The organism is Peterkaempfera bronchialis (assembly GCF_003258605.2).
Taxonomy (GTDB): Bacteria; Actinomycetota; Actinomycetes; order Streptomycetales; family Streptomycetaceae; genus Peterkaempfera; species Peterkaempfera bronchialis.
Map to the genome: position 1 here is coordinate 2,968,559 of NZ_CP031264.1, position 25,650 is coordinate 2,994,208.

Genomic DNA, 25,650 nt, shown 5'->3' on the forward strand with positions numbered 1-25,650 from the left:
GTCCGTCACCGGAGCAGACCTCAGGTCCCCGTCGGGGCGGGGTCGGGCTGCTACGTCCGCCGGAGCAGGATCCGCTCTCCCGGCCACCCCGATGCCGCAGGCCGGAGCGGCTGGACAACCGCGGGGGCCAGGGCATGCGGAGGCAGACCGGCCGCCAGCCAGGCGTGGATCAGCGAGGCCAGCGCCTCCCAGCGCCTCCGCGCACAGGCCGGTGCGGCCGATGCGGCCGGTGCGGCCGGTGCGGCCGATATGGCGTCCAGGGTCAGCGGGGCGGCGGTGCCGAGCCGGAGGGTGCAGTGGCGCGGTCCGTCGACGGCGGCCACCACGAGTGCACCCGGGTGGCGGCGGGCGAGGTCGTCCACCGCCCGGGCGGCGGGCCTCCGGCCGCGCTGGGAGCCGGTGATGTCGACCAGCACGTCGGCCAGCTGCGGCCACGGGTGCGGGCTGCTTGCCCGGGCCCGCAGATGCCGATCGAGCACCGGGCCCGGGCGATCAGCCGGCCATGCGGCCGTGCTGGCCGGTACCGCGTGGCCGACGGTGACACCGGTGGGTCGGAGGACGGCCCAGGCACGGACCGGTCCCCCGCCGTCCGGCAGCAGGGCTGCCGCCAGGCCCCTCGCCGCGTGCACCCGGGAGACCGCGGCCACAGCCGCAGCCGCGCTGGATCCTGGGAGCCGTGTCATGATGCCGCGCTCTCCTCGATCTGTGCCTGCACCAGTACAGGCGGGTCCGCCGGCTCGACCTCGGGGAAGTGTTGCCTTGGCGCCCGAAGCCGGAGCTTGCGGTACATGAGCGTCCGCATATTGCGGGCGAAGCGTCCCGGCTCGGAGGAGATCCGGGCGGCGACACGTGCGAAGTCGTCGTGCCGCTGAGTGCGGGAGTTCCCGGCGAGCTGCCGTGCCAGCGGCCGGTCGAGGTTGAGCCGGGGCGCCAGTGATCCCAGTTCCGCCATCGGGGACCCCGGGTCGACTCCCGTATCGGGGTAGGTGGCCAGCAGGACGGATGCACCGGCCACCGTGCCGTACAGCGTCATCGAACCGTGGTCGCCGATGATGTGGTCGGCGGCCACCAGGACTCCGCACCAGTCGGCATGCTGGGTCACCAGCGCGAGGCCCGCCCGGCGCAGCCTGGCCAGCCAGGCCCGAATCTGCCACTCCCCGTGGGCGTTCCAGGCGTTGGGGTGCAGAAGCAGAGCGACCCGGTACTCGTCCCTGGGCAGCTCGGCAACCAGGCGCTCCAGCAGCTCCGAGTTCCGCGCCAGCAGCGACTTGGGCCCCCAGGTGGAGGTCACCACCACAAGTCGCTGGCTGGTCTTGGCGCCCAGCGCCACGCGGTACACGGCGCGGAGCGGCATGCTGGCCCGGATGCGGTCATAGCGGAAGTCGCCGACCACGGAGGCCACCGACGTCGCCTCCGGGCAGGCATGCCCGAGCCTGACCAACTCCTCGCGGTGCGAGAGCGCGATTGCCGCCGGGACCACCGCACTGTCGCGGATCAGCCACTGGCGGCTGAGGCCGTAGGCACCGCTGTCCTGCGCCGCGCGTGGGCGGTGGCCGTCGACGACGACCTTGTTGTAGCCGGCGCCGTGCGGCAGTACGACCACCGGAGCGTGCAGTTGGTGGATTCCTTCGTACCCGGCGGCCAGCGCGAGGTCGAAGCGGGTCTCCACCGCCTGCTCCCACGGCACCACCACCCCTCTGAGCCCGGCGAGGAACTCCGGTACACCGTTGCTGAAGACGTCCGGAGCCATCGTGAAGACCACCTGCACGCGCAGGTCCCCCTCCAGCAGGCGGATGGTGTCGAGCAGCCGCTGCCCGGTGGTCACCGTGTGGACGACGGTCAGGACCGTCCTGCATCCCGGCCTCGTCGCCCAGCGTTCGGCGTCCAGTCGCACCGGCACCTGCCGCCAGCTGACATCCCACGTAGGACTCAATCCAACCCCCGGTTTTCCGTGCCCGCCCGTGCTGAACCGGTCAGCCGCGCGGCGGGCCATCGTGTCGGCCTCGTGCCCGACGGCCGATGACTCAAAGATGCCCACGCCGCTGGACGCCCCGCTTGCAGAACGCCTGCAGTCGGGCTGCAGGGCCCTCTGCCCCTGATTGACAGAACATGCCAAACTCGACTGATAGCGCGATACACACGAACGAAATCGATCAACAAATGTCAGGAACAACCGGCGCGGAGGAGGGTCCGCTGGTGGAGTTCCGACTGTTGGGACCGCTCGAAGTGTGGGTCGACGGCCGGCAGATCCGACTGGGTTCGGCCAAGGAGCGCGCAGTCCTGGCTGTCCTGATCTGTGCGGCGGAGTCGCCGGTCACCGTGGACGCCCTGCTGGAACGGGTCTGGGACGGCAATCCGCCGCCCAGCGGGCCGGACACCCTGCAGAGTTATGTCTCCCGGCTGCGCAACCGGCTGCGGGCCGCAGCGGGAGACGGCGTACGGCTGGACTTCTCCGCACGCACCTACCGGCTTCGTACCGACCCCGAGGCGGTGGACCTGCAACGGTTTCGGCGGCTGCACCGGCAGGGCCGCGCCACGGCTGCGGCAGGCGATCCCGAGCGGGCCGTGGAACTGCTGCGGGACGCCCAAGCGCTGTGGCGCGGGGATGCGCTCTCCGGGTTCGACAGCGTCTGGGCCACCGGCCTGCGCAGTCGGCTGGGCGAGGAGCATCGCGCGGCCCGCGAGCAGCGCATCCGGCTGGAGCTCGACCTCGGGCGGCACGCCGAACTCATCGGCGAACTCAGCGAGTTGGCAGCTGCCCGGCCGGTTCCCGAGCCGATGGTCATGGACCTGATGCTGGCGCTGTACCGCAGCGGTCGGCACGCCGAGTCGCTCACCGCCTACCGGGACGCCCGAGCGCGGCTGCGGGACGAACTCGGCCTCGATCCCAGGCCCGAGTTGAACCACCTCCACCAGCGGATCCTGCGCCGCGACCCCGCCCTGGCCGTCCCCGAGCCGACCGACCACGCCCCCGGCCGGGCCTCGCGAGCCCCCGACAACCTGCCGCGTGACCTCCCTGACTTCACCGGACGCCGGGCGGAGCTGGAGGTCCTCCTCGCAGAGCCCCCGTCCGACACGACCTCCCTCCCGGTGACCGTGATCCACGGCATGCCGGGAGTAGGCAAGACCACCTTGGCCATCCGCGCGGCCCACCTGCTGCGCGACCGCTACCCGCACGGCCTGATCCACCTGGACCTGCACGCCTACAGCAGGCAGGCTCCCCGCGAGCCCTCCGATGCGCTCGCCCTGCTGCTGACGCTGGTGGGCACCCCGCCCGGGACCCTGCCTGCCGACCTGGACGGACGGGCCTCGCTGTGGCGCGACCGGATGGCGGGCAGCCGCGCCCTGCTGGTACTCGACGACGTACGCGACACCGCACAGATCCGCCCGCTGCTACCCGGCACGCCCCACTGCCGGGTGTTCATCACCAGTCGGCACCGGCTCGCCGACTTGGAGGGCGCCGAGCCGCTGTCGCTCGATGTACCGGCGGCGGCCGAAGCGGTCGAGCTGTTCACCCGCATCGTGGGCGCGTCCCGGATCTCCGACCCGGAGAGCGTGCGCCAGGCGGTCGATCTCTGCGGACGCCATCCGCTGGCTGTCCAGTTGATGGCCAACCGCTTCCGCCACCGGGACGCCTGGGATGTGGACGATCTGGTGGACCGGCTGCGGCAGTCGCCCGGCCAGCCCGGCGAACTGGACACCCTGCCGGGGGTCGCCGGATCCTTCGAGCTCTCCTACAGCGAACTCGGTGCGGCCGAGCAGCGGCTCTTCCGGCTGCTGGCCCTGCATCCCGGTCCCGACCTGACGCTGTACAGCGCCACCGCGCTCGACGGGAGAAGCCCCTCCGACGTCCGACGCAGCCTGGACGAGTTGACGGAGTGTCACTTCATGGAGGAGCTGCTCCGCGACCGCTACTGCTTCCACGGCCTGATCCGGGACTTCGCGCTGCGGGTCAGCAGACGTGACGACGCGGAGGCGGAGCGGCACGCGGCGATGCTGCGGCTGCTGGATTACTACCTGGCCGTCGCCGACGACGCCGACCGGCTGGTCCACCCGCTCCGCCGAAGGCTGGACATCCGGCCGGAGAACCCTCCCGCAGCGCGGCCCGCCTTCACGGACGCGGACGAGGCGGGCGCCTGGATGGACGTCGAGCGCTCCAATCTGCTGGCCGTCTCCCGCACCGCCGCGGCGCACTCGCCGACGCATGCCCGGCTGATCCCCCATGTGCTGGCCAAGGCGTTCTACAGCTGGGGCGCATGGCAGGTCGCGGACGGTCTGCACCAGGCCGCGCTCGGGGCCTGGGGCGAGGATGGCGACCAGGCCGCCCGAGCGCAGATCCTGGTGGAGCGCGCCTCCATGCTCTGGACCTTGGGCGTACACGACGGGGCGCTGCGCTGCGGGCTGGATGCACTGCGGCTCAGCCGTGCCGCCCAGGACCCGCGCGGCCAGGCCGAGGCGCTCTACCAGGTCGGCCGCGCCCGCCTCGTCTCCGGCCGCCCCCGGGAAGTACTGCTCAGCCTGGAGGAGGCCCTGCTGCTACACCGGGAGACCGGCAACCGGCGGGGCGAGGCGGAGGTGCGGAACCTCAAGGGCATCGCGCTGTCGCGGGCCGGCCGGTTCCATGAGGCGCTGGAGCAGTTCCGGTCCATGCTCGTCCTGGAACTGGAGATTGGCGACAAGTACGGTCAGATGTGGGCTCTGAACAACATGGGGGACAGCTACAGCCGACTCGGTCGGCACCAGGTGGCCCGGAGCCACTACGACCAGGCGATGGCGCTGGTGCGTCGCGTCGGCGGCATGCAGGAACTGGGCAACGTCTACGACAGCTACGGGAACTTCTACCGCGAGACCGGGGAGCCCTTCCGGGCCCTCGGATACTCCCGCAAGGCAGTGGACCTCTTCCGGGCCCTCAACGACCCCCGCTCGGAGAGCGACTCCCTGATCAGCATCGGCCTGACCTACCAGAAGCTGGGGCGGAACGCGGACGCCCTGATCCACTTCACCATGGCCGAGCGCATCGCCCTGCGGATCGACAGCCGACTCACCCGACAGAAGGCCCTGCTCGGCATCGCGGCGACCCGGCGGGCATCCGGGCAGTACAAGGAGGCGCTGGCGGCGGACCACGAGGCACTGCGGATCGCCCGGCGGATGGACGCGATCTTCGAGACCGCGGAGGCATGGGGCGGTCTGGCACAGACGGCGGTGGCCCTTCGCCGGACCACCGCCGCACGGCGGTTCTGGTTACGGGCCCTCATGCTCTACCAAGAGCTCGACGTGCCGGACGCCGAGGTGGTCCGCGGCCACCTGACCGAGCTGGGAATTACTGGAACTGGGGAAAATGCTGCCCCACATGAGGCCTAGAACCAGAAGAAACTTGATCACGGCCGACCAGGGCCTGGGAGAGCGCACGGAGTGTACCCCTGCTGTTCGATGATCGCGTGGACGTCCTGGTGACACTTGTGATCGTCACCGTAGCCCCGAGCAGGGCCCCTGGGAATCTCGGCGATCAAGAAGCCCAGGGTGCGCTAGACTCTCTGACCTGCATTGTTCGACGGATCCCAGCCGCCGCGCAGGCTCCCGTGTCCCGCCCGGCGGTGCCCCCGGGCCCCTCCCGCTCGGGGCCTGCTAGGAGACCTCGACGCCGTACTCCTCGATCAGGTCGGCCAGCCCGCCCGGATACCCCTTGCCGCCGATCACAAACTGCCACTCCCCGCTGGCCCGCCTGCGGAAGGAGCCCAGTACCAGGGCCGTCTCCCGGGGGCGGCCATCGGAGACGTCCAACCGGTCGATCTCCGTACCGGAGGCGTCCGACAGCCGGATACGCGCGTCGGTGAACCCGGACAGGTCCGCGTCCGGGTCGGCCTCGGGGTCGGTCGCGGCGACGAGCACCAGCCGGTCGGCGCTGCCGGGGAGCCGGTCGAAGGCCACCCGGATCGCGGCCTTGTCCGGACCGCTGCCCGGCACCATCCGCACACTGCCGTCCGGAGTGGACGGGTTGTTGTAGAAGACGAAGTGCTCCTCGCTGACCACTCGGCTCCCCTCGCAGACCAGGGCGCACACATCCAGCTCCACGCTGCCGGACCACGACATGCCCAGCACATTCGCCTCGTCCGGCTCCCCATCGGCACCGGACCCCGCCTGAGCCTGAGCCTGCGTCTGCGTCTGCGTCTGCGGGGTGGAGCCAAGCCGGCCGCCCAGCCCGTGCCGGTGCAGCAGGTCCACCAGTTCCCCGCCGGACACCAGGGTCAGCGGCTTCCCGTCGGCGAAGCGGTGCGAGCCGGGGCCGAAGGCGGAGGTGGTGATCAGGACGCCCTTGTTGGCGCCGACGTCCTGAACCGTGCCGTACAGGTCCCGTACGGCGGTCGGCGGCACGGTGTCGCGGTACCGCTTGGCCTGCACCACGATCCTGCCGCCCCGGATCGGATCGGGGTCCAGCGCATCCACATCCACCCCGCCGTCGCCGGACCGCTGGGTGGTCACCGCCTGCATCCCCATGGCCCGGAACAGCTCCGCGACCAGTTCCTCGAACTCGATCGGGTCCATCTCGTACAGGTCCGGCTCCTGGTCGGCCCCGTGCGACACCACGCTCCGACCGACCTCGGCGGGCACTCTGCCGGGCCGTACCGCGACGCGCCGGTCCGGGCTCTGCGACAGCCGGCCGCGCAACCCGTCCACCAGGCAGTCGGCGGCGCTCACCTGAGCCAGGTTCAGCTTGTCGAACTCCGTACGCGCCACCATCACGGTGGCCAGGAAGGTCTGCGTCTGCCGACCCGTCGCCGGATCGGTGTCGTCCACGAACCCGTTCAACGCCACCGAGTCCAGCGTGCCGAACCGGTCGGCCGCAAAGAGGTCGCGCAGCGCCAGCAGCATGGACTGGGCCAGCACATCGCGGTACAGCGCCCGGCGCTCGCTCACCGGCCGCCGGGTCTCCTTCTCCCGGTCGGCGCCGGGCATGTACCGCACCGCCGAGACCTCCGGCACGATCCCGTACCCGGGCAGCTCCCAGTTGAGCACCAGCTGCCGGGCCCCGGGGTCGAACGAGGCGGAGACCTGGCGCGGGAACCCCTCGGGCCACCCCTCCGAGGCGTAGAGCGCCGCCGAGAAGTACTCCACCACCGCATCCGGATCACCCCGGCGCAGCGTTGCCACCAGGCCCGCGATGCCCGCGTTGTGCTCGCGGATCGCCGCGAGCTGCTGCTCCGCCCACTGCTGGTACTGCCGCCAGTAGGCGTCGAGTCGGTGCCTTCGCTGCGCCTCGGCAGCCTGCGCGGCCTGCCAGTCGTACTCGAACCGGGCACGCGCCTCCTCCTGCGCCTGCCGCTTGGCCCCGAACCCCCAACCGCCCTGCTGCTGGGGCTGGTAGGCACCCGGGTCCGGCATGGGGATCGGGTCGGCGAGCGCCCCGGGCGCAAACGGTTCGACGTGCTCCGGCCGGGCCAGCGCGGCGGTGCTGAACCCCGGGGCGTCGCACCCCGCCGTCAGCAGGCCCTTGAGCATCTCGACCCGGGCGTCGAGTTCCTCGGTGCGCCGCTGGGCATCGGCCTCACGCCGCTGCCGGTAGGCGGCCTGCTGCTCCCGCTGGCTCCGCGCTGCGGCCCGCTCGGCCGCCCGCTGCTGACGCTCCGACTCGCGCTGCTGCTGGAGCCGGGCCCGATGCTGCGCCTCCTGCTGTCGCTGCTGCTGGCGCTGGATCTCGGCCCAGGTGGCTATCAGCCCGGTGGAGCGGCGGCTCATTCGGCTGTGGGTTCCTCTCGGGGACGCCTCCCGCCCTCCCGGAAACGACGCGCGGAAACGCCACGCGGAAACGGCGCGGGGGCGGGGCAACCAACAGTGTCCACGCGACCATATCGGCTGCCCCGCGCCCGCTTCAGCCCGTTGCCCGACCACGTCGGCAACGTTTCCGACCACCCGCCTTCGCATCGGCGCCGTGCGTCACCGCGCGGCGCGGCACACCCGTCGGCGCGGGCGGGCGGTCAGCTCTGCTGCGTCGTCCGCTCGCGCAGCGCCTGCTGTACGGCGTCCCGTACCCGGCTGTCCTCACGCAGCTTGCGCCGTGCGCGGTTGCGGCGCGCGAGCACCAGCGCCCCGACGACGACCGCGATCAGGACGACGACCAGCAGCAGCAGCGTCCATGGGACGGCCCAGCCGTGCGTCGTCGCCTGGACCGGCTTCAGCAAGGTGGTGGAGCCGGATGCGTCGGTGAGCTGGGGCGTGAGGGTCGCGGTCGCGGCCAGGCTGACGCCGGGCGCCACGCCGTGCACCGGCACCGTCACCTTCCAGCTCTCGCCCGGGAGCAGCTCCGGCGGCGGGGCGATACGGCCCGCCTCGGTCCGCAGCCACCCGAACGGGCCGGAGAGCGACACCGTCTGCTGGGCCGACAGGATGGCGTTGCCGGTGTTGTGGATCGTGTAGGTGACGGTGGCGTCTCCCTTGGCGAACGGGTTGAACGACCCGGCGTAGCGCACGTGGAGGTCCTCGATCGCGAGGTTCGGCTTGAGCGCGCCGCTGACCTGGAGCTTGACCCGGATGCCGAGGCGCCGGTCCACATTGATGCCCTCGGCGTCGTCGGGCTGCGTCAGGGAGGTGAGGATGCCGCCCACGTAGTCGCCGGGTGTGGCGTTGCCCGGAACGGTGATGGTGAAGGGGACCTCGACGGACTTGCCGGGCTGGACCACGACCCGGTCGCGGTCGGCGTGGACCCAGGCGCCGACTCCGACGGACTTCTTGCCCCTGGGGAGCAGGTCGAGTTGGCCCATGTCGGTCGTGAAGCCGTCGGCGGCGTAGACCGCGAGTTCAAGCGGAGCGGTGCCGTGGTTGGCGACGACCATGGCGTCCTTGACCTGTCCACCGGGGTTCACGCCGTGGCTGAAGCTGGACCGGTCGGCGCCGTACCCGTTCGCGGCCGTCCTGACCGTCCAGGTGACGTCGCCGTCGGCGGCGGCCAGCGCGGGGCCGGCCCCCAGGCCGGTGATCGCGAAGGCCATGAGCAGGGCCAGGGCGGCGGTGCGGACAAGGGCGGTGACGGTGGTCTTCCGGCGCGTTGCGGGCGGGTGCATCTCGGGGTTCTCCTGGCGCGAAAGGCGGGGTAGGACACCGGAAGGTGCCTACCCCGCCCGGTGGAACAGGTGAAACGGGTACGGTCAGCTGCTCAGCGCAGTGATCGTGAGGGTGGCGCGGTAGGCGCCCTTCTCGACGCTGTCCGGGATCTTCAGATCCAGGTCGGCGCCGAGCTTGGCCGCGCCCTTGGCGTGGCCCTGGTCGGCCCAACCGAGGCCGCGCGAGACGGAGAGGCCCTTGCCCTGGTCGTCGTAGGCGGAGGCCACGGAACCGCTGGCCTTGGCGCCCGCGCCGTCCTCGACCACCTGCGGCGTCCAGCCGAGGTAGGCGCCGGAGAACGCCTTGTCGGCGTCCTTGAAGTCACTCACGCTGGCGGAGATCGACCAGGGGGCGTGCGAGCGGCGGCTGTCCGTCACGGAGATCGGGTTGATCTTGCCGGTCGCCTCGAAGTACTCGCCGTTGTGGTCCTTGGCGGTGCCGAGGTCCACCAGGCCGTTGTAGCCGTCGATCGTCCAGCCGAACTCACCCGGGGCGGCGTTGGGCACATTGACCTGGAGGTCCTGTCCGCTGCCGTGGTACGGGTGCACGGAGACCTTGTCGACGACCGAGCCGACCGGCTGCCCGGCGGGGGTGTTCTTGCAGGAGACCTGGCCGAGCTCCACGGACGCGTTCGGAGCCGCGCAGGTGCCGCTGCGCAGGTTCTCGACGACGAGCTTGTCGTTGCGCACCTGGACCTTGACGTAGCTGCGGACGTGCTCCTGGTCCTGGACCGAGTTGTACCAGTAGTTGCTCGGCTTCAGCGGGTCGGCACCGTTGCCGGCGCCGCTGGTGCCGCTGTTGTCCGGGGTGGTGATGTCGTAGTACTTCGAGCCCGAGGCGGAGTTCGCCGTCACATAGAGGACGCCGCCGGGGCCGGGGTACACATCGGCTGCACCGGGCTGCTCATCCGCGTTCGCCTTCTGACCGTTCTTGATCAGGTAGCTACGGGAGTAGGCGTGGTCGTGGCCCTGGAGCACCAGGTCGACGCCGAGCTTGGAGAAGGCGGTCGGGAAGTCGACCCGGCGCGCCTTGTTGTCGGAGTCCTTGGCGTGGCTGGCCGGCGAGTAGATCGCGTGGTGGAAGACGAGCACCTTCCACTTGGCCTCGGAGCCGTGCTTGTTGATGACGTCGGTCACGTAGGCGACATGCGCCGCGTCACCGCCGCCACCCTGCGAGGTGGCGTAGCTGTTGCTGTTGATGTCGATGAACAGCACGTCCTTGTGGATGAACCAGTAGTTTCCACCGGACGTGTTGGAACCCGGGTTGCCGTTGGAGTACAGCGGCGCCGAGCGGTCGGTGTTCGGGGTGAAGAGGTGCTGCTCGTACGCCTTGCCGCCGACGTCGTGGTTGCCGATGGTGGCGGCCCACGGGTACTGACGCAGCTTGTCGGGTGCGAGGAAGGCGGACCACTGGGACTCGGTGTTGGCGGTCTCGACCTGGTCGCCGCCCGACACCAGCAGCTCGGAGTCCGGGTTGGCGCCGAGGGCGACATCCAGGGTGTCCTGCCAGCCGGCCTGGTCCTTGGCCAGGTTGCCGGACGAGCCGATCTGCGGGTCGCCGAAGAACAGGAAGTCGTAGTCGCCCTCGAAGTCCTGCGTCTTGAAGGCGTACGTCTGAGACCAGTTGCCCTCGGAGCCGACGCGGTAGGAGTACGCCGCGTGCTCCTTCAGGCCGGTGATCGTCGCATGGCGGTTGAAGCCGCCGCTGGTGGCGATGTTCGCCCCGCCGATGGCGTCGAAGGTGGCGGCGCCGGCCGGGAACTCACCGTTGACCAGCTCTGCGGTCGGGGCGAGCTGGATCTTCTGCGCGGTGTCGGCGGAGGAGTACCACGTCACGGTGCGCTGGGACTCGTCGGCGCCCACGCCGAGGATGATGCCGGTGAGCGCGGCGGGCTCGGCGGCCAGGGCGGGGGTCGCCAGGCCACTGCCGAGGGCCACGGCCAGGCCCAGGAATGCCCCTGCGGCCCCGGTGGCCACGCGGCGCCTCACAGGCCCGGGGGCCTGCGTCGAAGTGCTCGATCTCATTTGGTCTTCGTTCCTTTGTGCACGGGGGTGCATGGAATGGGGATCCTCAAGGTCTCGTCGCTCGGTTAACCGAACGAAAATGCGATCTTGTGGCGAGCTGAACATCCCAAGAGACCTGCGTCGGCCTCAGGACCCGGACACCCGTTGCACAAACCACACCAACCCCATGACGGCCACGCCCGCGGAGAGCGCACCGGTCACCCAGAGACCGGCCGTCGGCGCACGGCGCCGCAACACCATCAGCAGGGGGAAGACGGCGGCGATGAGCGCCAGTTGCACGGCCTCGATGCCGACGTTGAAGACCAGCAGGGACCAGAGCAGGGTCCACGACCACGCCTGATCGATCCCCAGCGCGCCCGCGAAGCCCAGGCCGTGCACCAGGCCGAAGCAGAACACCACCCCGAGGCGGGTCCAGCCCGCGCGGTCCAGGCTGAAGTGGCTGCTTCCCACCGTCTCAAGGTCGGTGGCATGGTCGCCGCGCCGCCAGACCCGCCACAGGTACCAGCCGGCCACCACGGCGATCGACAGCGCGATGACGGGCTCCACCACCCTCGCCGGCACATCGACCAGGCCCAGGGCGGCGAGCATGAACGTCACCGAGTGCGCCAGGGTGAAACTCGTGGCCGCGAGCACGATCTCGCGCAGCCGCCGCGACCCGGCGATAAGCGCCAGCAGGAAGAGGATGTGGTCGATCCCGGTCAGCAGATGCTCGGTACCCAGGCGGAAGAACTCCCAGAACCGCTCGTACCACGACTGCCCGGTCGAGAAGGACGGATGGGCGGCGTCGAGCGCGGCACTGCCCGAGCGGCCGTCGATCTCATAGGTGACGATCGTCTTGGTCCCGGAGACATAGCGCTCGCCGTCCGGAAACAGCGTGCTGCGTACCTGGTGATCGTCGCCCCGCTCAGGACAGGACCAGTCGAGCAGCAGATCGGCGTACGGCACCCCCTCCCGCCGGCCCATCGTGAAGTCGCCGACCCGGGTCGGCGTGCACGCCTGGCCGGCCGAGGTGACCGAGAAGCGCTCGGTGACGTACTTCGCGGCCGACTCCGGATGGGCGTTGAGCGCCGCCGCCTGTGCGGTGGTGTCCTCGGCCTCGAAGGCGGCGTTCCCCGCCTGGAAGAGGGGATCGTCGTGCTCGAAGTCGGCGGCGGAGACGACAAAGAGGTCGTACTCAAGCTCCAGCATCGTCCGTATATGACCTCTGTCGCCTGCGGTGACATGGACATATACGGTCGATGAGAACCCATGGGCGAGTGCCGGCTGCCCGGCGCTCAGGAAAGCGATCACCGCCGCAGTGATCGCGACGATGGTGCAGCGGACCCGGTATGACATGTGGCTCCTTCAGGTTTCCCGTGCACGGTGCAGGCCATGGGTGAACACGACCCGGCACATCGGCGAACCCCGCAGGAACAAATCCGAGAACGGCGGCCATGGAGGGAGTCGGCAGGAATCGGGAGAGCAGGATGGAGGCGCACCATCAGCCACCACTCGGAGGACGATCGCCTTGCGCCCCCCGCTTCGGGCCGTTGCCACGCTGGCCATGGCCGCCGCGCTGGTCACCGGATGCAGCTCCGGCGACGACTGGTCACGGCCGCACCCCAAGCCCACCGCCATCGGCACACTCGGCCCGGGGTTCATCGACCGCTCCTCCCCGCCCGCCCCGGAGGCCACCGCCACACCGCGCCCCGGCTCCTGGACCGGGGTCCACCCGCCGAAGGACTACCGCGTACTCCTGCTCACCGCAGGCGACGACGCCCCGACCAAGGCTCTGGTGGCGGCAGTCCAGAGCTGGGCGGCGGAGGAGCACGTCGACCTCAGAACGGTGGCCGCCGACAACCCGTCCGACCCCCTCCCCGACATCATCCGGGCCCTCAGCATGAGCCCGGACCTCATCGTCAGCGCCGGCAACGACCTCATCGACCCCCTCGCCGTGGTCACCGCCAACCACCTCTCCCAGCAGTTCCTCGTCGTGGGCGCCGAACTGGCCGAGCCCACCCACAACGTCACGGCCGTCGACTGGTCCGGCGCGTCCTTCCGCGGCGAAGGGCTCGGCATGTCCTCGACGTACGACCCCCACTCCTTCACCCCCGCCCGCTGCGACGCCGCCATCAGAGCGGGCACCGCGGCCGTACTCAACGGCCTGACCGGCATCGTGCTCTGGCTCGACCACCTCTGACCGCCCCGGTCGGACGCCGGCCCTGAAGGGCGAGGAGTCACCTGGCCCAGGGAAGCGGAACCTTGTCCTGACTGCCCGGCAGCATCGCCATGCCACCCACAGCCATGGCCACCAGCGCCACCGCCGGGCCGCCCACCGCCGTGAGCTGCCGGACCTTCCCCGCCGGAAGGACGATGGCCTGACCAGCCTTCACCTGCTCGGCATCGCCGTCCACCACGGCCTCGAACATGCCCGAGACCGGCATCCAGACCTGCTCCTTGTCGATGATGTGCACCGGAGCGGAGGCGTCCGCGCCGATCTCCACCCGCCAGGTGCTGATCTCCGCACTGCCCTGGCTGGGGCCCGCGAGGGTCCGGGTCGTGCGCTGCTCACTCTCACTGATCACAATGTAAACCCGCTTTACTCACGCGAGTAAAGCCGCTTTATCAAGGTGCGCAAGATGGCTCCGTGGAGACCGAAGACCCGCTGGCGAGCGCCGAACTGACCTTCCTGCTGGGCATGTCCTTCCAGCTGGTCCTCTCCGAGTTCGTCGGCCGTCTGGACGCGGCCGCGTACGCCGACCTGCGCCCCATGCACGGCCAACCCGCCAACCGAACAACCCAACACGCACCCACACTGCTGCGACCGACGCCCGCCCACCCATGCGCGCAACGTCCGCAACCCGCTCAGACCGGACCCGTTCCCCGAGGCCGCCCGTCACTTTCCGGACTCGGGCCCGTACCACTGCATCGCCTGACCGGTGACCGCCCGCGATGCAGTCGAAGTCGTGGTCGCGATGGAGCAGAGTGATGCCCTGAAGCTCGGCGGTGGCGGCGATGAGAAGGTCGACGGGACCGGCACTGCGGTGCATCCCTTTGTCGGTAAGCAGCCCCTGGACCCGGTCAGACTCCCCCGACAACCGCTCAGACAGCCACTCTTCGTTCTGCTCTTCTTCGAACGGATCAGCCGCGTACAAGGCTGTTCAAATTATCCGAGTACAAGGTGTCACCAAGGCAGGCGTGTCGTCCCCAGGACCACCGAACAGGGCGCACTGGACTGACGCTGGTTCTTCCACTTCGTGATCATGTCACCGGCCTGCAACAGCGACGTCCTGGAACGAAGACTCCGGGATCTCCTCGGCTCACACCTCCTTACAGTGATCAAGCAAGCACCGAGAAGCCGAACCTGATTCGGCCTCGACCAGTGATCACCAGGGGGATTTCATGTCCGGCAACCGTCGTAAGGCCTTTCTCGTCTCCGCAGCCCTCGTCGGCGGCACCATGCTGATGACGGCGTGCCAGGACTCGGACACGGCCAAGGACACCGGCGCCGCGCAGGTTTCTTCGTCCGCCACTCCGGTCGGCAGTGCGGCCACCCCGTCCGGCTCGTCGACCACGGGCAGCAACCAGGGCACCGGCAAGGGCTCCGACGCAACGGGCAAGGGAAGCACCGACGGGGCCGGCTCCGGCGCCGACACCGGCAACGGCGAGCGGAAGCCGGTCGAGCAGAGCTGCGGCGCCAATGACATCTCCTGGAGCACCAGGTCCGAGACCCAGGCCGGCGGATACATCCTGATCATCGCGAAGGCGAAGTCGGGGATCACCTGCTACCTGCCCGCCGCGCTTCCGACCGTGGCGTTCGGATCTGACGGCACCGAGGCGGGTCCGGCAGAGCAGACCGCCGGCCAGCAGATCAAGCTGAGCGGGAGCACCACCGCCTACGCCGGGGTGAACCCGAAGACCACCAACGGAAACGGTGGCAAGGAACTGGACTTCATCATCGTCGGCGTCGGTGACGACGACCCCAATCCGGTTTCCCTGCCGGTCGGCACCATCACTGTCGAGGACCCGATCGTCACCAACTGGCACACCACCCCGACGGACGCCGTTCCCTTCAGCTGAACGGACCCGCAGCTCGTGATCCATGCTGGTGGCGCGTAGCGTGCGAGCCCTTCGTGAGACTGGCGGCTGCCGCTGTCTGCGCCTGTCGATCGCACAGCCATAACCGGGCAATCCGCCAGGCGGGCGGGTCCAGTTGGATCACGGTGTCCCCTACCAGGGTCCGCAGCCACTTCAGAGCCTGCGCGGCCGTCGGTGTCTCTCCTCGGGCCAGCCACCACCCGTGCTCTCCGGCACCGCGGCCGTACGCGATGTGCGCGCGCCTGAAGGAGACGACTGCCGGAGCCGGGGTACGGACTGGCACCTGCCGGGGCAAGGCGTCGCTCAACACGCCTGCTCTTCCTCGTCGGAGGGATGGTGCGGCAGTTGCACTGGCGAGCACCTCGCCCACACGGTCTTCCCCACGCCTTCGTGCTCGTGCACGCCCCAGGCGTCGGCCAGTTCCTCCACCAGGAGTAGCCCGCGGCCGTGCTCGTTCTCAGGCCGTGAGGCGACGGCCCTGGGCAAATCGGTGCTCGGGTCCAGCACCTCCACCAGCAGCGCGCCGTCCTCGGCCGACACCTTGAGGTGCGCGCGATGGCCGGGCTTCGTGCAACCGTGCAGGACGGCGTTGGTCAGCAGTTCGGCCGCAATCTGCTCCACACACCGCACCAGACCACGGTCACAGCCGGCCTCGGCCAGAACCGAGGCCATGTGCCAGCGGGCGAGCCGGACCCCGTGGCTGTCCGGGTACACCCACCGCGCATCAAGCAGGTCTCGTCTGGCATCGGACTGCATGCACGAGGGCACAGCCGTTGCGGCTCGGAGGTCGTTCAGGGCAGTAGTCACCCGGCTCTCCCAAGCTTAAGAGGAAGGGGGAACAGCGTGAGCACGCCATTCCTCTCCGTGATGGAGCCAGGCTGCTCCTGGATGCGGTATCGCCGCCATATCGGATAGGACGTCATCTGTTGCCCCATCAGGCGGCCGAGGGTATCGCGAGGGTGTCTTCTGGCTGTCTCTTCGCAGGAGGCCGTTGCGCATTCCCGGCCAAGCCGGTTACTTCATGTCTGGGGAGCCTCACGTCTATGCGCCCTTGTGGCTGTCCGCCGAGATTGAGGAGCCGGCTGTGACCGATGTCCAGACCCTGCTGAAGGCGCTCGTGATAGAGCGCCTTTGGAGCTACCGGGACTTCGAGAGAGAGTTCCGACGCACGGCCCGGCGGGTCCTGGGGTTCGAGCTGACGGTCTCGGAAGCCCAATTCCGACGGTGGACAAGCGGATCGCTCACGAAGCCGCCACGTGCCGAAGCGTGCCGTGTGCTGGAAGAGATGTTCGGGGTGGTGCCCACAGCGCGGCTGTTTGCACCACCAGAGGCACATCCTGCCGAGGCTCTCCCCGAGTTCGACCTGGAAGCTGAGATCGCAATGACCGCTCGTGACGCCCAGGACCGTGCCGGTGCCTCCGCCGCTCTGTCCGTCTCCGATATCTCGCTGGACCAGCTGCGCGAGGACGTGCTCGTGCTGGCCCGTGGTTACAGCACCTTCTCCCCGCAGGACGTGTTCCACCGCGCCAAGTCGCTGCGGGAGGAGGCCGAGACCCTGCGGGACCGCACCGCGGTCCCGGTCCAGCAGCAGGACCTGGTGGTCCTCGCAGGGCAGACCTGCGCCCTGCTCGCCACCGCTGCATTCGACCTGGGAGCGCTGGACGGCGCCAAGCGCCTGGCGCGTTCAGCCGCGCTGTACGGAGAGGTTGCCCGCTTCGATCCGCTGCGGGCGTTCGCCGGCGGAAGCCTCGCCTTCATCGCCTACTTCAGCGACCGGCCCTCCGAGGCGGTGCGCTTCGCACAGGCCGCCCAGGCGTTCGGAGGGCTCGGTGACGTCGCCCGGCGCCGTCTGGCCACGATCGAGGCTCGCGCATACGGGCATCTCGGCAACGAGAAGGAAGCCAGGCAGGCGCTGCGCGTCTCCGAACAAGAAGGCAATGGCTTCCGCGACGAGTTGCACGACGACGTCGGCGGCGAATTCGGATTCCCCGACGAACGCCTGGCCATGTCGCACGGCTCGACCTACCTCCTGCTGAACGACGGTCCGGGAGCCGAGGTGGCTGCCCGGCGCGCGCTGGAGCTCATCGAGCAGCGGCCGATCACTCAGCAGTCTGGGTCGATCCGTGGCAAGGCAGCCGCAGACCTGGCCGCTGCTCGCCTGCTGAGCGGCGACCTCGACGGCAGTGCGAAGGCCCTGGAGATGGTGTGGGGCATCCCCGCCCAGCAGCGGGTGACCGGACTTCTGGAGCGCACTTCCCGTATCCGCTATGCCCTGACGGCACAACCGTTCAGGGAAACCCCGGCCGCGACCGCGTTGGGTGAGCGGCTGGAGGACTTCCAGCGGGCCTCCGCGCACCACTCTCTGGGCCCAGGTGGTCGGCGCGCGCTGGAGGCGTGAACCCGGTCAGCCCGGCGTGGAGCCGAGCGCAGCAAGAATCCCGGCCTCCTTGGTCGGGTCGATGCCGTGCTCGGCCCAGCGCGGGTGGTCGACCGGTCGGCCGTCCGCTCGGAGCCAAGCCCAGGTGTCCGCGACGGTCTCAGCCAGCGGCCGGCAGTGCAAACCCGCCGCGTGCGCCGCCGAGGAGTCGATCCGCCACACCCCTCGATGAGTACGCCACAGAGGAAGCTCAGTCCACTGCCGGACACCACTGTCGAGCAGCACCTGGTCGGGCGCCCAGACCAGTTCGCCTCTGCTTCCGGTGACCGTCAGGCAAGCGCTCAGGAATCCGCCCATCGTCTCCCGACCCACCGGCGCAGTGACGTTGTACGCGCCCCCGCCCGGGGCCGCCGCCTGGTCGAGCGCGAAAACGGCGACATCCCTGACGTCAACCGGCTGGATCGTGCGCCCCGGGTCACCCGGGGCCAGAATGCGCCCGCCCGCCTCCGCACGCCGCAGCCACCACGGCAACCGCCCCACATACTCACCCGGCCCGAGGATCACCCCGGGCCGCAGCAGTACAGCCTCGCCCTTGAAGACCTGGAGGACAGCGTTCTCCGCGCCGGCCTTCTGGGTGCCGTAGTGAGTGTTCGGCCCGTCGGAGCCGGGAGGCAGCGCCCCGTAGTCGGCCCCGACATCGGCCGGGCACGGCAGCACCGGCGACGTCTCGGCCAGGGCTTCCTCGGGCCAGCCCTGGTACACCGACACGGTGGAGACGTACACGTAGCGCCCGACGGCCTTGGAGAGGGCACGGGCACCATCGAGAACGACCCGCGGCGGCAACTCCGAGGCCGAGGTGTCCACCACAGCGTCCCACGGGCCGAACTCCGCAAGGTAGGCAAGGTCCTGCGGATTGGTGCGGTCGCCATGCACCGCTGTGACCCCTTCAGGATCCGGCCCCGAGCGCCCGCGGTTGAAGGTCGTCACTTCCCAGCCTCGCCTCTTCGCCTCCTCGACGACCTCCCGGCCGAGGAACCAGGTGCCGCCCGTCACCAAGAGCTTCATGCGCGCGATCCTGCCGTCTATCGACATCCGGGCGCCACCCGAACGCAGCGTCAGCACACGTCCGGGCCAAGCCCGGGAGCGGAGGCACGGTCGGTGTATTCATCGCGGCAACCTGAGCCGTAGCGGTAGGCGAGCAGGCCGGACGCGCAGAACTCTTCTTTGGAGCGGCGCCGGGTCCCGGAGATGCTGGAAATGGGCGCCGACGTTGTCGTCCACCGGATTGAGGTAGACCAGCGCCGCGAACCAGGGACGGGGTGACTACGGCTACCGGCGGGTGCAGCGGTGGCACAGGAGCGGTGAGGAGCCGTGCAGATGGCGGTAGTGGATGCGGTCTTCGAGGGCGTGGGCAGTGCCGCATTGCGGGCAGGACAGGGCAGGGCTGGTGGCGTGGTGGTTTTCGATGATCTCCATGAGTCGGGCTTGGGTGACTCCGTAGTCTTGGCGGACATCGGAAATCGAGTGAGCCCAGGTGTCCTGCTCGCGCTGCCAGTAAGCGCGACAGACGACCGTGTCTACAGGAGGATTGTCTCCTGGCAGGACGATGACGTCGCTTGTCGGATCCGCGGTGGCAGGCGTGGTCGGCTGCTGTACGGGGTGCGGGAGGAGGGTCTCGGTGCGCGGGTGAGGCAGTGGGGAGATCCGGCGGATGGTGGTCTCTCCGCGGTACTGCCTGATTTGTGCAGGGAATCCGAGGCGCAGGACGGTCAAGGACACAGGGAACTCTTCGACCTTTTCAAGGTCTGCTTCGGGCATCGGAAAGGTGGCCGGCCATGATTCGCCCGGAATGTAAGGGATGGTGACGAGTGCCCGAGCCTTGTATGTGATGGCGAGTTGACGTAGTTGTCGCACCAGTTGGTCGACGGCCTCGCGCCGGATTCGGTCGGCGGTCTGCGCTGCCTCCTCGTCGTAGTCGGTCCACGTCTCGGTGAGCGCTTCGATGGTTCGCTGCAGGAGGGGGAAGAACAGCTCGTCCAGGACGAGGAGGTCGAAGCGGAGGCGTTCCAGTCGCGGGCGGAGGTCCTGGAGTCGGAGGTCCGGCCGGTGGATGACGTGGTGGCGGGGGTAGGTCCGCAGGGCCGGGTCGTCGGTGCAGACCACGAGGCGCTGTTCTTTCTGGAGGGCGTCGTGGGTGATGTCGGAAAGCACAGTGGCGGCCGCGTCCGTGGGTACGGCGAGGAAGGCGACCTTGTTCGGTTCGAGGCCAAGGACGCTTTGGATGTCGGTCCAGGGCTGTGCGGGCTCCTGTGCGCTGGTGGACATACCGGAACGTTAGCGGCGCTGCGGCGTGGATGATCTGCTTATCAAGCATTTTGATGGCGTGTCATCGGCTTGGTGCCTGGTTGCGGAGTCGCCCCCTCGAAACCAGGTGCGGGGCTCGCGGCATGCGGTGTCAGGGACGCCGCCGCAGGGCCGAGGATGGGGCGGCGGACCGGCGTTGGGCGCCGATGCAGAACAGGCACTCCTGGCCAGGCTCGGCCGTGGGGTCGAGGGGAGCCCCGGGGTGGCGGTCGCATCCTGCCTTTCGACGCGGGCGGGCGAGTTCTCGGCACACGACAAAAGCCGCGTACACCGCGTCGGCGAGAGTGGCGAAGTCTTCCTCGGGCGAGGTGAGATCGAGGGTCCACACAAGGTCGTTGACCGCCCTCAGGTGCTGGCGCAGTCCCTCGTAGGTGTAAGGCGGGAGCGGCACAGGATACGCGGTCGCCTGGGCCTGCGACATCGGCTGCGGGACAGCCCACTGGTTGGTCTTGCGGCGCCGGTCGTTGCACAGCAGGCAGCGGGACCATCCGGCGGGCGCAACCGGATCGACGGCACCTCTGGGGTGCTCCCGGCAGCCGGTGGGCGTCTTGGGCGGCGCGAGGTTGGAGGCGACCCGGAAGACCCCGTAGATGCCGTCAGCGAGCTCGTCGTACTCCACGGGATCCGCATCAGGGGACAGACTGCGCGCAGCGTCATCGACGGGACCAAGTTTGGTCCGCAACTCGCGCAGGAGCAGAGGCCGTCCCTGGGGTACCACGTACGAGCGTCCTTCCATGGCGATGACACTGCCACAGTTCCCCATGCCCGTCACACGGTTCGCCCCCGCTGCCAGGCCCCAGGGCCAGGGTGCCCGCCTATGATCGGGCCCAAGCCGCGCGACGGCAGGCAAGGAGGGAGGAGCAATGTCGGTCGCCCCCTGGGACGAGCCCGACAGGCAGGACCCGCTGTCGGCCTTGGCCCGTCCCCGATACCTACGCATCCACCAGTCCAGCGCCTCGAAGACCCTGCGGTCCAACGACGTGGACACCTGCCGCTACTGCGGGAATCTCATCGAGTGGTTCGACCGGTGGAATGCCGCGCGGATCCCGCTCACACCGATGGAGTTCCCCTCCCGCGCGGTGCCCCCGCGGTATGCGTGGAACGTGAGCAACGGCGTTGCCCACGGTGGCAGCGGCGGGGAGTTCTGCCGCATCCCTCATCCCGCGATCTGCCCGGCCCTGGACCACGACGACCTCGACCCTGTCCTGCAGCCGCTGGTGAAGGCCCTCGCGGTGCGGATGCGCACCGCGATCGCTCACGGCACCTTCACCCCCGCCGTCCCGGAGGAACCCGCACAAGCCGAGCCCCGGGCCGAGTCGGCCGCAGTGCGCCCCGCGAGGCATGTCCTGATGTACATGGGCATCCTCTACCTTGCACCCGGCCCAATCGACGAAGTCCGGTGCGTCGCCTACTACGACACCCTCGGCGACCGGTGCTCGAACCCGGTCCTCGAACCGGAGGCCCGCGAGGGATCGTGGACCCAGACTCCCATCCCCTCCGTTCCCGGACGGCTCGGCCGATCAGCTGCCTTCAACGGCACCATGTGGGTCTTCGAACTGTCCGTCCCCGACTACCACAGCGCCCTTCGATGGCTCCGCCAACGCTGCAGCCTCCACCACCCCTCCGGGCCGGACCACGACGCCGTCGCACCTGAATGGGCCGAATTCCAGCCCGGCACCCACCACGCCCACATCCTGCGCCAACGCCCGGCCGACGCCGACATCCACGCACCTGCGCTCCCCAACCTGCTGCGCCACACGGCGGCGGCACGCCCGAGCACCACATGCGCGGGCCAGGGCTGCGCCAACGCAAGCCTGGCCCCCGTCGGTCCCGGCTGGCTGTGCTACCAGTGCACCGCCAAACTCAAACGCCGCCAGCAAGCCGAACGACGCCGTCAACGCCTCAGTTCACCCAACCGCTCCCCCCTCGACCAGCGCAGCCAACCCGCCCGGGACGGCAACACCCCCTCTGTGTGAGGCCGCGGTGCTCGTGGGGCCGAAGGCGGCCCAACGGCACCTCCGACGCCGGCTCTGCATGGCCCATCGCGGCGTCCACGGACTCGCGGCCCGCAGCACCGGTCCCCACGAAGGCGTCTGCCACCGGCACCGACTCTGCCTTCTCGGGGGCGACCAGCACGATCTGTCCGCGCTCGCCGATATCACCCACGCCGACCGTCGGCGCCAACGGCTCGTCGGTCGCCGTAAGCACCCCTTCATCGCCGTGGACCACCTTCACGCACGCGATATCACAACCGAGTGGTTCCGGGAGGCCGTACCGTCAGTGCTGCACCAGCGCTGGACCCACCGCCTGGACACCCTGCCGGAGGACCCCTACTTCGCGAGAGGCCGCGAACCGCTTGTATGAGCGGGCGGGTTTTCAATGGAAGGAGTCCATTGTCTATCGAGTCACCCTGGACTGAAGCGGGCTCGACCGTCCCGACGCAACGGCTGAGCCGCTGCTGTGATCTAGCCCGGAAGAAGGCCGAGAAGGCCGCCGTGAAGGCCCAGCAGCTGGCGGACCAGCTCGCCGCTCTGGAGGCAGGTGACGTGGGCGCCGCAGCCTGATGTGTGCTGAATGTGTGCTGCACCGTCGGAGGCCCCTCCGCCGTCTCGCCGGAGGGGCCTCTGACCAGGGCTTCTATCGAGCCGCGTGTCGGATTCGAACCGACGACCCTCGCTTTACAAGAGCGACGCTCTGGCCAGCTGAGCTAACGCGGCGCGGTGGCCGTCCGCAGCGGACCACGGCGGCACCGGCAGGCAGTCTACCGGGGTGGAGGGGGCGGCCGGTCGTGTTCGGGGGAGAGATCGGGAGGAGGGGGTGATGGGTGGGGGGATATGGGTGGAATGTCAGGGATGTGATCGGATTGGTGTCCAATTCGATGGCTGGTGGATGCTGACAAGCCCGGGGGCGGCAGGTAGCGTCGGATCAACCGGTTCATGTGTGGACTAGACCACTGTGACCGGGCCCACCTTTACTCGGACCGTCCGGCACGTTCCTGCCGGTGAAGGGGAGTCGACCATGGCTTCTGTGACGTACGACAAGGCGACCCGCATCTACCCGGGCGGCGAGCGCCCGGCCGTCGACCAGCTGGACCTGGACATCGCGGACGGGGAGTTCCTCGTCCTGGTCGGTCCGTCCGGCTGTGGCAAGTCGACCTCGCTGCGGATGCTGGCCGGCCTGGAGGACGTCAACGGCGGCGCCATCCGGATCGGCGACCGCGATGTCACCCACCTGCCGCCCAAGGACCGGGACATCGCCATGGTGTTCCAGAACTACGCGCTCTACCCGCACATGACCGTCGCGGACAACATGGGCTTCGCCCTGAAGATCGCGGGCGTCAACAAGGCGGAGATCCGCAAGAAGGTCGAGGAGGCCGCGAAGATCCTCGACCTCACGGACTACCTGGACCGCAAGCCGAAGGCCCTCTCCGGTGGCCAGCGGCAGCGTGTCGCGATGGGCCGTGCGATCGTCCGGGAGCCGCAGGTCTTCCTGATGGACGAGCCGCTGTCCAACCTGGACGCCAAGCTCCGCGTGTCCACCCGTACCCAGATCGCCTCGCTGCAGCGCCGGCTGGGCATCACCACCGTGTACGTCACCCACGACCAGGTCGAGGCCCTCACCATGGGCGACCGGGTCGCGGTGCTGAAGGACGGCCTGCTCCAGCAGGTGGACACCCCGCGCAACATGTACGACAAGCCGGCCAACGTCTTCGTCGCGGGCTTCATCGGCTCCCCGGCGATGAACCTGGTCGAGGTGCCGATCGTGGACGGCGGCGTGCGGTTCGGCGACTCGGTCATCAGCGTCCCCCGGGAGGCCGTCGCCGAGGCCGCCAACGCCGGTGACCGTACGGTCACGGTGGGCGTCCGGCCGGAGCACCTGGAGGTCGTCTCCTCCGAGGGCCTGTCCAAGGAGGGCAAGGGCGTGGCGGTCACGGTCAACGTGGTCGAGGAGCTCGGCGCCGACGGCTACATCTACGGTTCCGCGCAGATCGGCGACGAGCAGAAGGACCTGGTCGTCCGGGTGCACGGCCGCCAGATCCCGATGAAGGGCGAGACGGTCCACGTGGTGCCCGTCGCCGGCGAGACCCACGTCTTCTCCACCAGCAGCGGCAAGCGCCTCAGCGTCTGACGCTGACGCGGACGCGGATTCGGTGAGGGCCCCGTCGGAGCACGCTCCGGCGGGGCCCTCACGTCAATGCAGGGCGGCGAAACCTCGGTCGGTGTCACTCGTCCGTGTTACGGATTGTCGCCGCTTCCTCACCGGTCGCTACGATCCTCGGCGTGAAGCAGCTCGCACGCCGCATCGGCAAGACCATCGCATTCGTGCTGCCGGTCGTCCTGGTGACGACCGGCACCCTGGCCGTCACCCGCGTCCCGTGGGCACCGCCGTCCTCGGGCGACCAGCAGGTCCTCGCTGCCGCGTCGGCCGACGGCACCATCGGCATCACCCCCCGGGCGCACCGGCCGGTGAAGCAGACCAGCCCTCAGGAGGCGCTGCTCCAGCGTCTGCTACGGGAACTCAAGGTGCATGACCCGGGGTCGGCGCTCTCCATGCTGGACCGGTCCATGCGGCGCCAGCCCTCGCTCACCCCGCACTGCACCGAGCTCTCCCAGGCGCTCGGCCGCGCCGCCGTGCACAAGTACCACGGCGATGTGAAGAAGGCCCGGTCGTTCGCCCGTCCCGTCTGCGACGGCTCATTCGCCGCCGGAGTGGTCGACGGCGGCTGAACCGCCGCCGTCCCCGGTGGGCCCTGCCGCAGCCGGCGGGGCCCACCGCCATGCCCGCGCCGCAGCCGCGCCACAGCCGCAGCCGCAGCCGCAGCCGCAGCCGCAGCCACACCGCAACCAGGCAGCAACCAAGCAGCCAGCCGGGCGGCCGGTCCGGGCTGGAGCCCGTCCGGCTCCGGGGGCCCCTTAGGGTTGCCCCATGACCGCTGACCTCACTCAGCCCCCTGCGGCGAACCCTGCCGCGCCGACCGTCACCCAGGCCGTGATCCTGGCCGGCGGCCAGGGGTCCCGGCTGCGCCCGTACACCGACGACCGGCCCAAGCCGCTGGTCGAGATCCCGGGCACCGGCATCCCGATCATCGGCCACCAGATCGCCTGGCTCGCCGAGGAGGGCGTCACCGATGTCGCCGTCTCCTGCGGGCACCTCGCCGAGGTGCTCCAGGAGTGGCTGGAGCAGACCGAACTGCCCGTCAAGGTCACCACCGTGGTCGAGACGGAGCCGCTCGGCCGGGGCGGCGGTCTGAAGTACGCGTCCAAGGCGCTGCCGCGCCCGGACGAGCCCTGGTACGCGACCAACGGCGACATCTGGACCCGGTTCTCGCTGCGCGACATGGCCGCCTTCCACCATGAGCGGGCCGCCGTCGCCACGCTGGCGCTGGCCCGCCCGCGCATCCCCTGGGGCGCCGTGGAGACGGACCGCTTCGGCAATGTGCTGGACTTCGTCGAGGCCCCGCCGTCGCCGTTCCTGATCAACGCGGGTCTGTATGTCTTCTCCGCCGGTTTCGCGGCGCTGCTGCCCGATGTCGGCGACCATGAGCGGACCACCTTCCCGCAGCTCGCCCGGGACCGGAAGCTGGCCGGGTACCAGCTGCCCCAGGGCTGCTACTGGCGGGCCATCGACACCGCCAAGGACCTCTCCGAGGCCGCCAAGGAGCTGGCCTCCCTCCGGGCCGTAACGCTGGACGACTGAGAGGCCCGTACGGCA

Annotated in this window: 20 protein-coding genes, 1 tRNA gene and 1 pseudogene; 9 read left to right on the forward strand and 13 right to left on the reverse strand. The window is 69.9% G+C overall.

All coding sequences use genetic code 11. The features are described from left to right. Positions 1–50: 50 nt before the first annotated feature. Both C7M71_RS13095 and C7M71_RS13100 read right to left on the reverse strand, forming a co-directional pair. Positions 51–683, reverse strand: coding sequence for a hypothetical protein (locus tag C7M71_RS13095; RefSeq protein WP_162824234.1), 633 nt, complete (start codon positions 681–683; stop codon positions 51–53). Then, positions 680–1,900, reverse strand: a complete 1,221-nt coding sequence (locus tag C7M71_RS13100; protein ID WP_162824235.1) for a hypothetical protein — start codon at positions 1,898–1,900, stop codon at positions 680–682. The genes C7M71_RS13095 and C7M71_RS13100 overlap by 4 nt, the downstream gene beginning before the upstream one ends. Before the next feature lie 296 nt (positions 1,901–2,196). Between C7M71_RS13100 and C7M71_RS13105 the strand changes: the two genes are divergently transcribed. Further along, the gene (locus tag C7M71_RS13105; RefSeq protein WP_162824236.1) at positions 2,197–5,361 is read left to right on the forward strand and encodes an AfsR/SARP family transcriptional regulator; all 3,165 of its coding nucleotides are present in this window, start codon (positions 2,197–2,199) and stop codon (positions 5,359–5,361) included. A gap of 264 nt (positions 5,362–5,625) precedes the next feature. Here C7M71_RS13105 and C7M71_RS13110 read toward each other — a convergent pair whose 3' ends face one another. The 4 genes from C7M71_RS13110 to C7M71_RS13125 all read right to left on the reverse strand — a co-directional run bounded on the left by C7M71_RS13110 (position 5,626) and on the right by C7M71_RS13125 (position 12,308). Next, positions 5,626–7,734 (reverse strand): restriction endonuclease, encoded by a 2,109-nt coding sequence (locus C7M71_RS13110; protein WP_175607678.1) that lies wholly within the window; start codon positions 7,732–7,734, stop codon positions 5,626–5,628. A 239-nt stretch (positions 7,735–7,973) separates the two neighbouring features. Beyond that, complete coding sequence (locus C7M71_RS13115; protein WP_111489927.1) at positions 7,974–9,056, reverse strand: WxL protein peptidoglycan domain-containing protein; 1,083 nt, start codon at positions 9,054–9,056, stop codon at positions 7,974–7,976. Positions 9,057–9,140: 84 nt separating this feature from the next. Next, on the reverse strand, positions 9,141–11,120 hold the full coding sequence (locus C7M71_RS13120) for a fibronectin type III domain-containing protein (protein ID WP_111489928.1): 1,980 nt from the start codon (positions 11,118–11,120) through the stop codon (positions 9,141–9,143). 126 nt (positions 11,121–11,246) lie between these two features. Next, positions 11,247–12,308, reverse strand: coding sequence for a HupE/UreJ family protein (locus tag C7M71_RS13125; RefSeq protein WP_229758697.1), 1,062 nt, complete (start codon positions 12,306–12,308; stop codon positions 11,247–11,249). A 319-nt stretch (positions 12,309–12,627) separates the two neighbouring features. Here C7M71_RS13125 and C7M71_RS13130 point away from each other — a divergent pair, with 319 nt between their 5' ends. Then, entirely contained in the window at positions 12,628–13,299 is a 672-nt protein-coding gene (locus C7M71_RS13130; RefSeq protein WP_111489930.1) for a type 1 periplasmic-binding domain-containing protein, read from the forward strand. Between the two features lie 37 nt (positions 13,300–13,336). On the opposite strand, the gene C7M71_RS13135 is transcribed toward C7M71_RS13130, so the two are convergent. Continuing rightward, on the reverse strand, positions 13,337–13,684 hold the full coding sequence (locus tag C7M71_RS13135) for a cupin domain-containing protein (RefSeq protein ID WP_229758698.1): 348 nt from the start codon (positions 13,682–13,684) through the stop codon (positions 13,337–13,339). 311 nt (positions 13,685–13,995) lie between these two features. Further along, a pseudogene (locus C7M71_RS31730) lies at positions 13,996–14,182 on the reverse strand (PIN domain-containing protein); the annotation flags it as partial. A gap of 319 nt (positions 14,183–14,501) precedes the next feature. On the opposite strand from C7M71_RS31730, the gene C7M71_RS13150 reads away from it, so the two are divergent. Beyond that, complete coding sequence (locus tag C7M71_RS13150; RefSeq protein WP_111489932.1) at positions 14,502–15,179, forward strand: DUF4232 domain-containing protein; 678 nt, start codon at positions 14,502–14,504, stop codon at positions 15,177–15,179. A 321-nt stretch (positions 15,180–15,500) separates the two neighbouring features. Here the strand turns inward: C7M71_RS13150 and C7M71_RS13155 are convergent, their stop codons facing one another. After that, positions 15,501–15,953, reverse strand: a complete 453-nt coding sequence (locus C7M71_RS13155; RefSeq protein ID WP_111489944.1) for an ATP-binding protein — start codon at positions 15,951–15,953, stop codon at positions 15,501–15,503. A 328-nt stretch (positions 15,954–16,281) separates the two neighbouring features. On the opposite strand from C7M71_RS13155, the gene C7M71_RS13160 reads away from it, so the two are divergent. Next, positions 16,282–17,595: a DNA-binding protein gene (locus C7M71_RS13160; protein ID WP_111489945.1), complete on the forward strand. Its 1,314-nt coding sequence runs from the start codon at positions 16,282–16,284 to the stop codon at positions 17,593–17,595. A gap of 6 nt (positions 17,596–17,601) precedes the next feature. Here the strand turns inward: C7M71_RS13160 and C7M71_RS13165 are convergent, their stop codons facing one another. The 3 genes from C7M71_RS13165 to C7M71_RS13175 all read right to left on the reverse strand — a co-directional run bounded on the left by C7M71_RS13165 (position 17,602) and on the right by C7M71_RS13175 (position 20,557). Next, positions 17,602–18,639: an NAD-dependent epimerase/dehydratase family protein gene (locus tag C7M71_RS13165; RefSeq protein ID WP_175607679.1), complete on the reverse strand. Its 1,038-nt coding sequence runs from the start codon at positions 18,637–18,639 to the stop codon at positions 17,602–17,604. 264 nt (positions 18,640–18,903) lie between these two features. After that, the gene (locus C7M71_RS13170) at positions 18,904–19,899 is read right to left on the reverse strand and encodes a hypothetical protein (RefSeq protein WP_111489933.1); all 996 of its coding nucleotides are present in this window, start codon (positions 19,897–19,899) and stop codon (positions 18,904–18,906) included. A 130-nt stretch (positions 19,900–20,029) separates the two neighbouring features. Further along, positions 20,030–20,557 carry a hypothetical protein gene (locus C7M71_RS13175; protein WP_111489934.1) on the reverse strand — a complete coding sequence of 176 codons (528 nt, stop codon included), beginning with the start codon at positions 20,555–20,557 and terminating at the stop codon, positions 20,030–20,032. Positions 20,558–20,801: 244 nt separating this feature from the next. On the opposite strand from C7M71_RS13175, the gene C7M71_RS13180 reads away from it, so the two are divergent. Together C7M71_RS13180 and C7M71_RS30645 are read left to right on the forward strand one after the other, a co-directional pair. Then, positions 20,802–21,914: a DUF6083 domain-containing protein gene (locus C7M71_RS13180; RefSeq protein ID WP_111489935.1), complete on the forward strand. Its 1,113-nt coding sequence runs from the start codon at positions 20,802–20,804 to the stop codon at positions 21,912–21,914. Between the two features lie 417 nt (positions 21,915–22,331). Beyond that, positions 22,332–22,502 (forward strand): hypothetical protein, encoded by a 171-nt coding sequence (locus C7M71_RS30645; RefSeq protein ID WP_162824237.1) that lies wholly within the window; start codon positions 22,332–22,334, stop codon positions 22,500–22,502. Positions 22,503–22,581: 79 nt separating this feature from the next. Here the strand turns inward: C7M71_RS30645 and C7M71_RS13190 are convergent. Next, a tRNA-Thr gene (locus C7M71_RS13190) sits at positions 22,582–22,655 on the reverse strand. 301 nt (positions 22,656–22,956) lie between these two features. Here C7M71_RS13190 and C7M71_RS13195 point away from each other — a divergent pair. The 3 genes from C7M71_RS13195 to C7M71_RS13205 all read left to right on the forward strand — a co-directional run bounded on the left by C7M71_RS13195 (position 22,957) and on the right by C7M71_RS13205 (position 25,635). Continuing rightward, positions 22,957–24,066: an ABC transporter ATP-binding protein gene (locus C7M71_RS13195; protein WP_111489937.1), complete on the forward strand. Its 1,110-nt coding sequence runs from the start codon at positions 22,957–22,959 to the stop codon at positions 24,064–24,066. Positions 24,067–24,218: 152 nt separating this feature from the next. Further along, the gene (locus C7M71_RS13200; RefSeq protein ID WP_111489938.1) at positions 24,219–24,665 is read left to right on the forward strand and encodes a hypothetical protein; all 447 of its coding nucleotides are present in this window, start codon (positions 24,219–24,221) and stop codon (positions 24,663–24,665) included. A gap of 199 nt (positions 24,666–24,864) precedes the next feature. After that, positions 24,865–25,635, forward strand: coding sequence for a nucleotidyltransferase family protein (locus tag C7M71_RS13205; RefSeq protein WP_111489939.1), 771 nt, complete (start codon positions 24,865–24,867; stop codon positions 25,633–25,635). Positions 25,636–25,650 lie beyond the last annotated feature (15 nt).